The sequence below is a fragment of the Streptomyces sp. GESEQ-35 genome (assembly GCF_017948485.1).
Classification (GTDB): Bacteria; Actinomycetota; Actinomycetes; order Streptomycetales; family Streptomycetaceae; genus Streptomyces.
This window is the reverse complement of sequence record NZ_JAFFSX010000022.1, coordinates 111,731-124,471: the sequence shown is the minus strand read 5'-3', so window position 1 is coordinate 124,471 and position 12,741 is coordinate 111,731. Positions and strand designations below refer to the sequence as shown.

General features: G+C 68.9%; 12 protein-coding genes and 1 tRNA gene. 8 read left to right on the top strand and 5 right to left on the bottom strand.

Annotated features, from left to right (window positions below; translation table 11 throughout):
- Positions 1–38: 38 nt before the first annotated feature.
- Positions 39–1,610 (bottom strand): beta-N-acetylhexosaminidase, encoded by a 1,572-nt coding sequence (locus tag KCH87_RS33960; RefSeq protein ID WP_210591241.1) that lies wholly within the window; start codon positions 1,608–1,610, stop codon positions 39–41.
- A gap of 93 nt (positions 1,611–1,703) precedes the next feature.
- On the opposite strand from KCH87_RS33960, the gene KCH87_RS33955 reads away from it, so the two are divergent.
- Complete coding sequence (locus KCH87_RS33955) at positions 1,704–2,582, top strand: DUF4429 domain-containing protein (RefSeq protein WP_210591239.1); 879 nt, start codon at positions 1,704–1,706, stop codon at positions 2,580–2,582.
- A gap of 4 nt (positions 2,583–2,586) precedes the next feature.
- Here the strand turns inward: KCH87_RS33955 and KCH87_RS33950 are convergent, their stop codons facing one another.
- A complete protein-coding gene (locus KCH87_RS33950; protein ID WP_210591237.1) occupies positions 2,587–4,146 on the bottom strand; it encodes a metallophosphoesterase family protein in 1,560 nt (519 codons plus the stop codon).
- A 186-nt stretch (positions 4,147–4,332) separates the two neighbouring features.
- Here KCH87_RS33950 and KCH87_RS33945 point away from each other — a divergent pair, with 186 nt between their 5' ends.
- Together KCH87_RS33945 and glmS are read left to right on the top strand one after the other, a co-directional pair.
- Positions 4,333–4,590, top strand: a complete 258-nt coding sequence (locus KCH87_RS33945; protein WP_210591234.1) for a hypothetical protein — start codon at positions 4,333–4,335, stop codon at positions 4,588–4,590.
- 12 nt (positions 4,591–4,602) lie between these two features.
- Positions 4,603–6,420, top strand: coding sequence for a glutamine--fructose-6-phosphate transaminase (isomerizing) (gene glmS, locus KCH87_RS33940; RefSeq protein ID WP_210591232.1), 1,818 nt, complete (start codon positions 4,603–4,605; stop codon positions 6,418–6,420).
- Positions 6,421–6,572: 152 nt separating this feature from the next.
- On the opposite strand, the gene KCH87_RS33935 is transcribed toward glmS, so the two are convergent.
- Both KCH87_RS33935 and KCH87_RS33930 read right to left on the bottom strand, forming a co-directional pair.
- On the bottom strand, positions 6,573–7,136 hold the full coding sequence (locus KCH87_RS33935; RefSeq protein WP_210591229.1) for a GPR1/FUN34/YaaH family transporter: 564 nt from the start codon (positions 7,134–7,136) through the stop codon (positions 6,573–6,575).
- Between the two features lie 151 nt (positions 7,137–7,287).
- Positions 7,288–7,815: a universal stress protein gene (locus KCH87_RS33930; RefSeq protein ID WP_210591226.1), complete on the bottom strand. Its 528-nt coding sequence runs from the start codon at positions 7,813–7,815 to the stop codon at positions 7,288–7,290.
- Positions 7,816–8,131: 316 nt separating this feature from the next.
- Between KCH87_RS33930 and KCH87_RS33925 the strand changes: the two genes are divergently transcribed.
- The 5 genes from KCH87_RS33925 to KCH87_RS33905 all read left to right on the top strand — a co-directional run bounded on the left by KCH87_RS33925 (position 8,132) and on the right by KCH87_RS33905 (position 11,555).
- A complete protein-coding gene (locus tag KCH87_RS33925; protein ID WP_210591223.1) occupies positions 8,132–8,452 on the top strand; it encodes a hypothetical protein in 321 nt (106 codons plus the stop codon).
- A 378-nt stretch (positions 8,453–8,830) separates the two neighbouring features.
- Positions 8,831–10,093: a helix-turn-helix domain-containing protein gene (locus KCH87_RS33920; RefSeq protein WP_210591221.1), complete on the top strand. Its 1,263-nt coding sequence runs from the start codon at positions 8,831–8,833 to the stop codon at positions 10,091–10,093.
- Positions 10,094–10,201: 108 nt separating this feature from the next.
- The gene (orn, locus tag KCH87_RS33915; protein ID WP_210591218.1) at positions 10,202–10,804 is read left to right on the top strand and encodes an oligoribonuclease; all 603 of its coding nucleotides are present in this window, start codon (positions 10,202–10,204) and stop codon (positions 10,802–10,804) included.
- Positions 10,805–10,915: 111 nt separating this feature from the next.
- Positions 10,916–10,988, top strand: a tRNA-His gene (locus KCH87_RS33910).
- A 66-nt stretch (positions 10,989–11,054) separates the two neighbouring features.
- The gene (locus KCH87_RS33905) at positions 11,055–11,555 is read left to right on the top strand and encodes a GNAT family N-acetyltransferase (RefSeq protein WP_210591200.1); all 501 of its coding nucleotides are present in this window, start codon (positions 11,055–11,057) and stop codon (positions 11,553–11,555) included.
- A 20-nt stretch (positions 11,556–11,575) separates the two neighbouring features.
- Here the strand turns inward: KCH87_RS33905 and KCH87_RS33900 are convergent, their stop codons facing one another.
- Positions 11,576–12,631 (bottom strand): LacI family DNA-binding transcriptional regulator, encoded by a 1,056-nt coding sequence (locus KCH87_RS33900; protein ID WP_210591198.1) that lies wholly within the window; start codon positions 12,629–12,631, stop codon positions 11,576–11,578.
- Positions 12,632–12,741 lie beyond the last annotated feature (110 nt).

Genomic DNA, 12,741 nt, shown 5'->3' with positions numbered 1-12,741 from the left:
GGAACTGCGCGACCAGCCCCCACCGACCCGCAGCCGAATCACGACCCAGAACCCCAGGGAACCTGCGGCGACGGGTAATACCCGATCCCCAACGCATCCCACCGCGGCCCCTGCGCAGCAAGCCGCACCTTGTACCCGTCCCAGCCATGGGTAGAGGCAGGCGACCACCCCAACTCCGCCACCCCCGGCAACCGCGGAAACGCCATGTACTCGATGTCCGCGGACTTCGTGAGCGTCTCGCTCCACAGCGGCGCCTCGACACCCCGGATCGCCGAAGCGGGCGCCCCGGCCAGGTAGGCACCCGGATCCCAGTCGTACGACCGCTGCACCTCGACGTACCCCGCCCAGGACAGCCCCAGCGGAGTGTTCGCGTCGTACTTCATGTCGAGGTAGAGCCGGTCGGCAGGAGAAAGGATCAGTCCCGTGCCATTCCGAGCCGCTTCCGCGACCTGCTCTTTCTCCGCGGCACTGGTGTCATCCAGCCCCCAGTACTGCGCGAGCGCCCCCTTCGCCGGCGTCGCCCCGGTCAGCTGGTGCCAACCCACCACCGTCTTCCCGTACTTGGCGACGATCGGCTGCACCCGGTCCATGAACTTCACATAGTCCGCATGGCTGGTGGAGTGCGCCTCGTCGCCGCCGATGTGGAGATAGCGGCCCGGGGTGAGCGCGGCCAGCTCACGCACCACGTCGTCCACGAAGTCGTACGTGATCTCCTTGTCCACGCACAGCGAGCTGAAGCCGACCTCCGTGCCGGTGTAGAGCGGGGGCGCCACGCCGTCGCAGTTCAGGTCGGCGTAGGAGGCCAACGCGGCATTCGTGTGGCCCGGCATGTCTATCTCGGGGACGACCTCCAGATAGCGGGAGCCCGCGTACCGGACGATCTCCTTGTAGTCGGCCTTCGTGTAGTAGCCGCCGGCGCCGCCGCCCACCTGCGTCGAGCCGCCGTAGGTCGCAAGCCTCGGCCAGGAGTCGATGGCGATGCGCCAGCCCTGGTCGTCGCTGAGATGCAGATGCAGCTTGTTGACCTTGTACAACGCCAACTGGTCGATATAGCGCTTGACCTGGTCGACGGTGAAGAAGTGCCGGGAGACGTCGAGCATGGCGCCGCGCCAGCCGTAGCGCGGGGTGTCCTTGATCGTGCCGCCCGCGATCAGCCATGGCCCGGGCTGCCGGGAGTCCTTCTCGACGGCGGCCGGGAGGAGCTGGCGCAGGGTCTGGACACCGTGGAAGAGTCCTGCGGGCTTGGCGGCCGTGAGGGTGACGCCCTTGCTTCCACTGTCGAGGCGGTAGCCCTCGGCGCCGAAGGAGCCCTTGCCGAGCCGGAGTTGGATGGATCCGGAGCCATCGGTCGTGACCGGCAGATGATATCCGGTCGACGGCCGCAGGATATCCGCCAGATACTCGCCGACCCGGCGGGTCTCCCGCGAGCCGTCGACGCGGATGCGGGTGGAGTCGGTGATGCGGTACGGCGATCCGCCCGCGTCGACCGAGGCGGGGGCCGGAATCACCCGGTCGAGGGGCGTCGCGGGGGCCTGCGGGGCCGGTGCCGCGCCGACCGTGAAGGCTCCGGCCGCCGCAACCAGCAGCAGCGAACCGAGGAGCCGGGACATACGGGGAGTCGTTCTGTGGCGCCGTCTCACATGCGCTCCCTTCAGGATTGGTAGAGACCACTCTCTCGCAGAAGCGATGAAACAATCCCTCTCATGGCGGAAATCATCCAGAAGGACGGCACCTGGACCTTCGACGGCGACGCCCTGCGGCTGACCCCCGGACGGGACAAGAACGTCAGTCTGCTCCGCAAGACCCTGGGTGAACTCGTCGTCCCCCTGGGGGCGTTGGCGGGCATCTCCTTCGAGCAGGGCAGGAAGTCCGGGCGGCTGCGGCTCCGGCTGCGGGACGGCGCCGACCCGCTGCTGCACGCCACCGGCGGCCGGCTCGCCGAACCCCACGACCCCTATCAGCTGACCGTCGAGTCCGACCGCTACGGCGTCGCCGAGTACTTCACGGACGAGGTCCGCAACGCCCTGCTTCTGGACGAGGTGCCGTCCGACCCGGTGTCCGAGTACCTGTTGCCGGGTCCGGCCGTTCCGCTGTCGGTCTCCGCGGGCGACGGCACCGCGAGCTTCGACGGCGAGCGCATCCGCCTGGAGTGGAACTGGAAGACCGAGGACGCCAAGGCCGCCGCCGGCACCCGCACGCTCACCATGTCCGACCTGACCGCCGTGGAATGGCACCCGTCGGCCGGCCTGGAGAACGGCTACCTCCGTTTCACCGTGAAGAACGCCCCCACCAAGGCGCCGCCCAAGTACGACCCCAACTCCGTCGAACTGTGGGGCTTCAAGAAGGACCCGCTGATGGCTCTGGTCGCCGCCGCCGTACAGGCCCGGCTCCCGCATCCCGCCGCGGCCGCCGCCACGGACGTACGACAGCTGGAAGCCGTGACCCCGGCGCCGCCGGGCGGTGAGGACGACCACGACGCGCTGCTACGACGACTGCGCGAACTGGGCGAACTGCACCGCTCCGGCGTGCTGACGGACGAGGAGTTCACCCTGGCCAAGCAGGCGATCCTCAAACGGATGTGAGGGTCTACTTCGCCTTGCGCGCCACCGTGAAGTGGTCGATGCGGTCACCGGTCTCGGCGATGCCCGACACCTTCAGCCTGGCGTAGTGGCCGCGCGGCGCGGGCTCGACGTCCACGCGCAGGAACGAGTAGTTGAGGTAGCGCACCCGGGACCAGGTGACGGTCTCGTTGACCTTGCCGTCCTTGGTGTTGATGAAGGAGGCCACGGAGTCGACCTCGTTCAGGTGCCCCTCGTAGGAGTCCGGCGCGCTGAACGCGTACAGGCTGCGGCCCGCCGCGCCCGCCGTGACGTACACGACGCCCTCGGTCTCGGAGTACGCGGTCTCGCCGATCGGCAGCTTCTTGACGACCTTGTTGCCCTTGAGGACGTCGGTGCGCTCGTACTGGTGGTTGTGGCCGTTGATGACCAGGTCCACCGTGTACTTCTCGAACAGCGGCACCCACTCCTGGCGCACGCCCCCCTCCGAGGCGTGCGCGGTGGAGGTGCAGTAGGCGCAGTGGTGGAAGAACACGATGATGAAGTCGATGTCGTGCGCGGCCCGGTACTTCTTCAGCTGGGCCTCGAACCACGTCGTCTGCGTGCCGCCGGAGATGCCGAGGTTGGCCGGGATCTCGAAGGAGACGTCGTTCGGGTCCAGCGAGATGATCGCGGTGTTGCCGTAGACGAAGGAGTACACGCCCGGCAGGTTCTTCTTGTCCGGCCCGTTGTCGGGGAGCGAGAAGCGGGCCTCCTCGCCGCCGTAGCCGTTGGGCGAGTACCAGGCCTCCATGTCGTGGTTGCCGTAACTCACCATCCACGGCACGGACTTGGCGACCGATTCGGTCTGGGCGAGGAACTGGTCCCACACCCGCGAGTCGAAGCCGGTGTCGGCGGTCTGGCCCGCGCCGGCCGGGTCGGCGTAGGCGATGTCGCCGGCGTGCAGGTGGAAGACCGGGCCCTGGCCGAGGATCAGGCTGTCGTTGGCGAGGCCGTGGTAGCTGACGCCCTGGTCACCGAAGGCCGTGAAGGTGAACGGCTTCTTGCAGTCGGGCGCGGTGGTGAAGGTGCCCAGGGTGCCGACCAGGTGCGACTCGGCCGGGTCGAAGCCCTGGTGGCCGACGCCGTAGTAGTACGTCTGCCCCGGGCGCAGGTGGGTCAGCTTGGCGTGCACGTAGTACTGGGTGTGATCGGCGCTGGCGCCGACCCCGGCCGGGGTGTACAGCGTGCGCACCTCGGCGTCGATCTTGCGGGAGAGGTCCCAGGGGTGAGCACCGATGCGGACGAAGGGCTTCTTGACGGCGACCGGGACCTGCCAGGAGACGGTCATCTCGGTGGCCGCGTCGTTGCCGTAGGAGAGGTGACGGCCGAACGGGGCGACCAGCGCGCCGTCGACGGTCTCGGTGCTCGTCCGCTGCGTCGGAACCGCGGCTTGGGCGGTGGCGCCCGGTACGAACGCGCCACCGGCGACGGCACCGAGCGTGACGGCGCCGCCTCTGATCATCGTGCGCCGCGAGAACTTGGCGCGCAGATATTCGTGCTGCTCGGCCATGCTCATGCGCTCGGCAAGCTGCTCGGGTACGCCCATGCGAGGAATGTCCATGGCGTCTGAAACTCGTCCCCCCGGGCAACGAGCCGAGTTCCGCAGGATGGACAGCGTGCGAACAGGTGCTCATGACGGATTCAACGTTCTCCCAAAGAGTTTCAACAGGCAGTTGCCCGATATCGGGCAGGATTCTTGCGAAACAGTCGTCGGTACCCCAGGATCTACCGGGTGCACGATGAACTTGTTGATCACTTGACGCGGTCCTCGCCCCTCAGCCGGGGCGAGGCGCTGCGCGTGATACAGGACGTGCTCGCCTACTTCGACGAGACGACCGAGGACTACGTCCGTCGCCGCCACCGTGAGCTACAGGCCCAGGGCCTGGTGAACTCGGAGATCTTCGAACGGATCGAGGCGGACCTCAAATACAGAGCGGTCGCACCCCCGGAACTCACACTCCGGCAGCTGCGCCGCATCGTCTACGGCTAGGAATACCTCTACATGTGCGGAATTGTCGGATACATCGGCAGGCGTGACGTGGCTCCCCTGCTCCTGGAGGGCCTCCAGCGCCTGGAGTACCGCGGCTACGACTCGGCCGGCATCGTCGTGACCACCCCCAAGTCGTCCGGTCTGAAGATGGTCAAGGCCAAGGGCCGGGTCCGCGACCTGGAGGCCAAGGTGCCGGCCCGTTTCAAGGGCACCACCGGCATCGCCCACACCCGCTGGGCCACCCACGGCGCCCCCTCCGACGTGAACGCCCACCCGCACCTCGACGCCGAGGGCAAGGTCGCCGTCGTCCACAACGGCATCATCGACAACGCCTCCGACCTGCGCCGCAAGCTGGAGGCCGACGGCGTCGAGTTCCTCTCCGAGACCGACACCGAGGTCCTCGTCCACCTCATCTCCCGCTCGCAGGCGGAGAAGCTGGAGGACAAGGTCCGCGAGACGCTGCGCCTCATCGAGGGCACGTACGGCATCGCGGTCCTGCACGCCGACTTCCCCGACCGCATCGTCGTCGCCCGCAACGGCTCCCCGGTCGTCCTCGGCATCGGCGAGAAGGAGATGTTCGTCGCCTCGGACATCGCCGCGCTGGTCACCCACACGCGCCAGATAGTGACGCTGGACGACGGCGAGATGGCCACCCTCAAGGCCGACGACTTCCGCACGTACACGACGGAGGGCACCCGCACCACGGCGGAGCCCACCACCGTCGAATGGGAAGCGGCGTCCTACGACATGGGCGGCCACGACACCTACATGCACAAGGAGATCCACGAGCAGGCCGACGCCGTGGACCGCGTGCTGCGCGGCCGCATCGACGACCGCTTCTCCACCGTGCACCTCGGCGGCCTGAACCTGGACGCCCGTGAGGCCCGCAAGATCCGCCGCGTGAAGATCCTCGGCTGCGGCACCTCGTACCACGCGGGCATGATCGGCGCCCAGATGATCGAGGAGCTGGCCCGCATCCCCGCGGACGCCGAGCCCGCCTCCGAGTTCCGCTACCGCAACGCGGTCGTCGACCCCGACACGCTCTACATCGCCGTGTCCCAGTCCGGTGAGACGTACGACGTCCTGGCCGCCGTCCAGGAGCTGAAGCGCAAGGGCGCGAGGGTGCTGGGCGTGGTGAACGTCGTCGGCTCGGCGATCGCCCGCGAGGCCGACGGCGGCGTCTACGTCCACGCGGGCCCCGAGGTCTGCGTGGTCTCGACGAAGTGCTTCACCAACACGACGGTGGCCTTCGCCCTGCTGGCCCTGCACCTCGGCCGCACCCGGGACCTCTCGGTCCGCGACGGCAAGCGCATCATCGAGGGCCTGCGCAAGCTCCCCGCCCAGATCGCCGAGATCATGGAGCAGGAGGGCGAGATCGAGAAGCTGGCCCAGAGTTACGCCGACGCCCGCTCGATGCTCTTCATCGGCCGCGTCCGCGGCTACCCGGTCGCCCGCGAGGCCTCCCTGAAGCTCAAGGAGGTCTCCTACATCCACGCCGAGGCCTACCCCGCCTCGGAGTTGAAGCACGGCCCGCTCGCCCTCATCGAGCCCGCCCTGCCCACGGTCGCCATCGTCCCCGACGACGACCTCCTGGAGAAGAACCGCGCCGCCATGGAGGAGATCAAGGCCCGCAGCGGCAAAATCCTCGCGGTCGCCCACCAGCACCAGGAGAAGGCCGACCAGACACTCGTAGTCCCGAAGAACGAGGACGAGTTGGACCCCATCCTCATGGGCATCCCCCTCCAACTCCTCGCCTACCACACGGCATTGGCGCTCGGGCGGGACATCGACAAGCCGAGGAACCTGGCCAAGTCAGTAACGGTGGAGTAGAGGCTTTTATCTTTTAGGGGCGCGGGGAACTGCGCGACAAGCCCCCACGCACCCGCAGAGGTCAGACAACAGAACGGACCCCCACGTGTTGCCACCAAACACAGGGGGTCCGTCCATTCGCCGGGGGCCGCCCAAACCCCCAGCCTGCGCAGCTAGCCGTGGGCCGTCACGCCCCGACCGGCAGCACGCCGAGGAAGAACAGTCGGCCAGTGAGCCAGCGCAGCAGTCGCGGCATACCAAGCCACCGCCCCCGCCGCGACGGCGAACCAGCCACCGACCTTGGTGAGACCGTCGTTGTCGGCGAAGTTGGCGATAGCCATGAGCACCAGGGCGACGAAGAACAGCCCGTACATACCCTGACCCAGCTGGTCGCCACCCGCGAAGGTGAGGGACAGCGCCACGAGGGCGAAGAGCAACAGGAACAACCCGGCAGCGTTGGCGGAGACTTGGGCGTCGGCAGAGACGGCCCAGGTGAACCAGAGCGCACCGAGCGCCGAGAAGGCCGTACCCGAGACGGTGTCACGGTCACGGAAAGCCATCAGGCCGGCGACGAACAAGGCTACGCCGCCCACGTATTGGGCCACTGATACGGCGTCGGCCGCCGTCACACCGTCGATCACGTCGGTGTACCCGAGCCCGAAGGCCAGGAGGGTGATCCCAAGAGCGAGTCGGCCGACGATCGTGGTGGTGCTTCCCGCAGAGACGTCATTGTCCACGGCGGGCTCCCTTCATGCATGTGCAGTTGCGCGGTGACCGATATATGCCCTTCACAAGGGCACAAACACCTCTACGCGTCAGTAGATTTACGCACTGCCACAAAGGGGATCGACTACGCCAACTCCACATCTCACCTGGGACAACGGCGAGTTACGGAATAACAACGACGGGCCGCTTCGCACGCTTGGCCAGCCGCCCGGCGACGGATCCGAAAATCCGTCCGACGATGCCCTGCGTGGACCCGACGACGATCGCGTCCGCCTCGTACTCCCGCCCGACCTCTTCGAGTTCGTGGCAGATGTCGCCGCCGCGCTCGACGAGGATCCAAGGCACTTCGGCGAGATAGTCCGCACAGGCGAGCTCAAGACCCAGCACCTCGGTGCGATGGTCCGGGACGTCCACGAAGACGGGTGGCTCGCAGCCGGCCCACACCGTGGTGGGCAGCCGGTTGGCCACATGGACGATGATCAGGCCCGACCCGGAGCGATGGGCCATCCCGATGGCGTACGCCAGGGCGCGCTCACTGGACGTGGACCCGTCGAAGCCGACGACTACGCCGTGCTTGAAAGCGGGGTCGCAGGAATGACGTGACTCTTCCGCCGCCAGGGGCTCGGACGCCGTGTGGTCGGCGACCGGCCGCTTGCGGTCCGCTGGTTCGAAGAATTCGTGACCGGCCATGGCTGTCTCGGCGTTGCGATCCTTTTGGGAGGGACGACAGTGTGCGGCGGAGCTGTGTCCGGGAATCATCTTCCCAACCCCATACCCCCAAGGGTACGGCGGCACGCCTCCTTAGCCCAGATCCCGCACAACCGCTGCGGGGGTTCCAGGGAGCATGCACGAGGGCACGCCCGTAACGCAATGGTTGCTGCGCTGTACAGGCGGTTTGCACAGCATTCACTTACCCGGCCCCCGTCCGGCCCGGGCGCCCCCTAGAGTGACCGACGCCTCGAACAGGCGTTGAACCCGGCGACCGACCAACCCCGGGAGCACGCACATGTCCGGCCCACGCCCCACCCCCGAGACGCCCCACTCCCAGGACACCGCCACCGACGTGGTCCGCTGGGCGGCCTTCAGCTGCGTCCTCGTCCCCGTCGTGCTCCTCGTCTACGGCACCTCCCTCGCCGGCGCCACCGGCACGGCGCTCGGCCTGGCGGCCGTCACCGGCGTCTGCCGGGTTCTGCTGCGCCACTCCGAGCGCGGCGCGGCCCGGCTGCTCGCCGACGAACCGGCCCCGCACCGTGGCCGTCATCACAGGAGCGGCACCGGGGCCCACAGGGGCGGACGGCATGCTGGGGGAAACACACCGGTCGACTGACCGGTTTCCGCGCACGGACCCGCTTCTTTTCAGCCAACTTCTGGCCACCGCGCATCCCTTGCCCTGAACACCCCCCACGCCCTGTTCCACCTGCACCGAAAGGGCCCAAGAGGGCTTGCGCACCCTACAGGGATTGGCCACTGCGACGAGGCGCACTTCCCTGCACGGCCCACGAGTGCAACGCTTCGTGATCGAATGCTTCACGCCAAGTTGCCAAGTCGACAATGTGCCGGGTGGTGAACTGGTCACCTCGGCACCGCGGGACGCAGTAGATTCGATCTTGACTGTCTTACGGCGGGGGACTCGTGCAGGACCGAGGGGAAACGTGCAGGAGCGACACAACCGAGGAGCCGCGACCACCGAGGGGGGCTTAGCAGTATGAGCCACGACTCCACTGCCGCGCCGGAAGCCGCGGCCCGGAAACTTTCCGGGCGACGCCGCAAGGAGATCGTCGCGGTGCTGCTGTTCAGCGGCGGCCCCATCTTCGAGAGTTCCATACCGCTGTCGGTGTTCGGAATCGACCGCCAGGACGCCGGCGTGCCGCGCTACCGCCTGCTTGTGTGCGGCGGCGAGGACGGCCCGCTGCGGACCACAGGGGGGCTGGAACTCACCGCGCCACATGGCCTGGAAGCGATCTCGCGGGCAGGCACGGTCGTCGTGCCGGCCTGGCGCTCGATCACTTCCCCGCCACCGGAGGAAGCGCTCGACGCACTGCGCCGGGCACACGAAGAGGGGGCCCGCATAGTCGGGCTGTGCACCGGCGCCTTCGTCCTCGCGGCGGCGGGCCTGCTGGACGGCCGCCCCGCGACAACACACTGGATGTACGCGCCGACGCTGGCCAAGCGCTACCCGTCGGTGCACGTCGATCCACGGGAACTCTTCGTGGACGACGGCGACGTACTGACCTCCGCAGGCACAGCGGCCGGAATCGATCTGTGCCTGCACATCGTGCGGACGGACCACGGCAACGAGGCGGCCGGCGCGCTCGCCCGGCGCCTGGTGGTCCCGCCGCGCCGCAGCGGCGGTCAGGAGCGCTACCTCGATCGATCTTTACCAGAGGAGATCGGCGCCGACCCGCTCGCCGAGGTCGTCGCCTGGGCGCTGGAGCATCTCCACGAGCAGTTCGACGTGGAGACGCTCGCCGCGCGCGCGTACATGAGCCGTCGTACGTTCGACCGCCGCTTCCGCTCGCTCACGGGAAGCGCCCCGCTGCAATGGCTGATCACGCAGCGGGTACTCCAGGCGCAACGCCTTCTGGAGACGTCGGACTACTCGGTGGACGAGGTCGCGGGCCGCTGCGGCTTCCGTTCACCGGTGGCGCTGCGCGGGCACTTCCGCCGCCAGCTCGGCTCGTCGCCCGCCGCCTACCGGGCCGCCTACCGGGCCCGCAGGCCGCAGGGCGAGAGGACGGCTGACACCGACGGAGCGCCGATGCCGACCGGCTCACCGGGCCCCCCGAGCCCGGCGCCGGCCCTGCATCCGGACGGCCCGGGCCCGGTCCCGCTACAGACCCGCCGTTCACCGGCGGCGAGCGCGGTCGGACCGTCGTCGTCCCTGGCGGCGACAGGCTCCGGCGAGCACGGCCGCGAGGCGTACGCGGGAAGCCGCGCGAGCGTTCCGGGGCAGCGCAGCGGATCGTGAGCCGATGGTGAGGGGCGGGGATGTCCGCGCCCCTCACCGTCGCGACCGGCGTGATCCCGGCAGCACCGCGGGGCACCCATAAGCGGACGTCGGCTTTAGGGTGGTCGCATGAACGATCGCATGGTGTGGATCGACTGCGAGATGACCGGCCTCTCGCTGTCCGACGACGCGCTCATCGAGGTGGCCGCCCTCGTCACCGACTCCGAGCTGAACGTACTCGGTGAGGGCGTGGACATCGTCATCCGTCCGCCGGACTCCGCGCTCGAGACGATGCCGGAAGTGGTGCGTCAGATGCACACCGCGTCCGGGCTGCTCGACGAACTCCCGGCCGGTACGACACTGGCGGACGCCGAGGAGCAGGTGCTCGCCTACGTCCGGGAACACGTCAAGGAGCCCGGCAAGGCGCCCCTGTGCGGCAACTCCGTCGGCACCGACCGCGGCTTCCTGCTGCGCGACATGCCGAAGGTCGAGGAGTACCTGCACTACCGCATCGTCGATGTGTCGTCGATCAAGGAGCTGGCCCGGCGCTGGTACCCACGGGCGTACTTCAACAGCCCCGAGAAGAACGGCAATCACCGCGCCCTCGCCGACATCCGGGAGTCCATCGCGGAACTGCGCTACTACCGCGAGGCCGTCTTCGTCCCCCAGCCTGGCCCCGACTCGGACACCGCGAAAGCGATCGCCGCGAAGCACGTTCTGCCTGCTCAGTAGGCAGGTCAGCAGCCTTGATCGGGGTGCCGCGAAAGCCAGGCGCGAGCACCCCTTCGGACCCTGTACACTTTTTCTCGGCCGGTCGGGGAAACACTCGTCGAACCGGTCATGGTGGGTGTAGCTCAGCTGGTAGAGCACCTGGTTGTGGTCCAGGATGCCGCGGGTTCGAGTCCCGTCACTCACCCTGAGTGATCAGCCGGTGGCTTCGAGAGATCGAAGCCACCGGCTGATTCTTTATCCGGGGGTCCTGATGCACGCTGAGTCCATCGCCACCGCCCGCCTCGACCTCCTCCCCCTGCGCGTCGAACACGCCGCCGAGATGACCGCCGTACTCTCCGACCCGGCCCTGCACACCTATATCGGCGACACCCCGAGCACCCCCGAGGCCCTCCGCACCCGCTACGAACGCCTGGTCGCCGGCTCCCCCGATCCGGCCGTCTCCTGGTGCAACTGGGTGCTACGCCACCGCGCCGACTCCCACCTCATAGGCACCGTCCAAGCCACGGTGACCGCCCACACCACCGCCGAGATCGCGTGGGTGATCGGCACCCCCTGGCAGGGCCACGGCTACGCCTCCGAAGCGGCCCGTGCCCTCGTCGCCCACCTGCGCCTCCACTCCCTGCAGACGGTCATCGCCCACATCCACCCTGACCACACCGCGTCGGCATCCGTCGCCACCGCGGCCGGTCTGTCCCCGACGGACGAGACCCACGACGGCGAAACCCGCTGGCGACTGAAGCTAGGCAGCTGACGGCACGGAACCGGGCCTGCCTACGACGACGCGCGCGGCACCAGTTCTGTCGCCAGTACCACCTGCCGTCGCTCCAGTCCCCGGGATGCCGGTGGGCGGCGGTCGGCTATCTCTGTGAGGAGGAGGTCGATCATGCGGCGGCCCATCTCCTCGATGGGCTGGCGGACGCTGGTGAGGGGTGGGTCCATGTGGCGGGCGATGGCGGAGTCGTCGTAGCCGACGAGGGCGACGTCGTCGGGGATGCGGCGGCCGGCCTCGCGGAGGACCTGGCGGGCGCCCGCCGCCATCACGTCGGAGCCGGCGAAGACCGCGTCCAGGCCGGGGCAGCGCCCGATCAGCTTGGCCATCGCGCGGTGGCCGCCCTCTTCGGTGAAGTCGCCGGGTTCGATGAGGAGTTCGTCGACCTCCTGGCCCGCGTCGCGCAGGGCGTCGCGGTAGCCGTCGACGCGGCGCTGGGCGCCGTAGACGTCCTGGCGGCCGGTGATGTGGGCGATCGTGCGGCGGCCGCGGGCGAGGAGGTGCTCCACGGCCGAGCGGGCGCCGCCATAGTTGTCGGAGTCGACCGAGGTGAGCCTCTCGGCGGCCGAGCGCGGGCCACTGATCACCGCGGGTATCTCGAGCTGGACGAGGAGGTCGGGGAGCGGGTCGTCCGCGTGGACCGAGACCAGCAGGACGCCGTCGACGCGGTGTGCGGCGAGGTACTGGGCCAGGCGGGCGCGCTCCCGGTCGCTGCCGGCGAAGATCAGCAGCAACTGCATCTCCGTGTCGGAGAGTTCGGCGCCCACGCCCTTCAGCATGTCCGAGAAGTACGGCTCCGCGAAGAAGCGGGTCTCCGGCTCGGGGACGACCAGGGCGATCGCGTCGGTGCGGTTGGCGGCGAGGGCGCGGGCGGCGGTGTTCGGGACGTAGCCGAGTTCCGCGACCGCCGCCTCGACGGCCGCGCGGGTGGCGTCGCTGACCCGGGGCGAGCCGTTGATCACCCGGGAGACCGTGCCACGGCCGACCCCGGCGCGGGCGGCGACCTCTTCAAGGGTGGGCCGACCGCCACTCCGGCCCCGCGCTCCATGGATTGCCATGTGGCTCCGCCCTTCCACCGTCAACGCGCCGGCCTGGAATCTAACAGTCCCGGCTGAGATGGTGACCTTCCGAGCCGTCGCCCCGACCGGCCGGATCCTGCCCCGAGGTC

Coding starts and splice junctions, on each gene's coding strand:
- KCH87_RS33960 (WP_210591241.1), bottom strand. CDS start 1,610: ATGTCCCGGCTCCTCGGTTCGCTGCTGCTGGTTGCGGCGGCCGGAGCC.
- KCH87_RS33955 (WP_210591239.1), top strand. CDS start 1,704: ATGGCGGAAATCATCCAGAAGGACGGCACCTGGACCTTCGACGGCGAC.
- KCH87_RS33950 (WP_210591237.1), bottom strand. CDS start 4,146: ATGGGCGTACCCGAGCAGCTTGCCGAGCGCATGAGCATGGCCGAGCAG.
- glmS (WP_210591232.1), top strand. CDS start 4,603: ATGTGCGGAATTGTCGGATACATCGGCAGGCGTGACGTGGCTCCCCTG.
- KCH87_RS33930 (WP_210591226.1), bottom strand. CDS start 7,815: ATGGCCGGTCACGAATTCTTCGAACCAGCGGACCGCAAGCGGCCGGTC.
- KCH87_RS33925 (WP_210591223.1), top strand. CDS start 8,132: ATGTCCGGCCCACGCCCCACCCCCGAGACGCCCCACTCCCAGGACACC.
- KCH87_RS33920 (WP_210591221.1), top strand. CDS start 8,831: ATGAGCCACGACTCCACTGCCGCGCCGGAAGCCGCGGCCCGGAAACTT.
- orn (WP_210591218.1), top strand. CDS start 10,202: ATGAACGATCGCATGGTGTGGATCGACTGCGAGATGACCGGCCTCTCG.
- KCH87_RS33905 (WP_210591200.1), top strand. CDS start 11,055: ATGCACGCTGAGTCCATCGCCACCGCCCGCCTCGACCTCCTCCCCCTG.
- KCH87_RS33900 (WP_210591198.1), bottom strand. CDS start 12,631: ATGGCAATCCATGGAGCGCGGGGCCGGAGTGGCGGTCGGCCCACCCTT.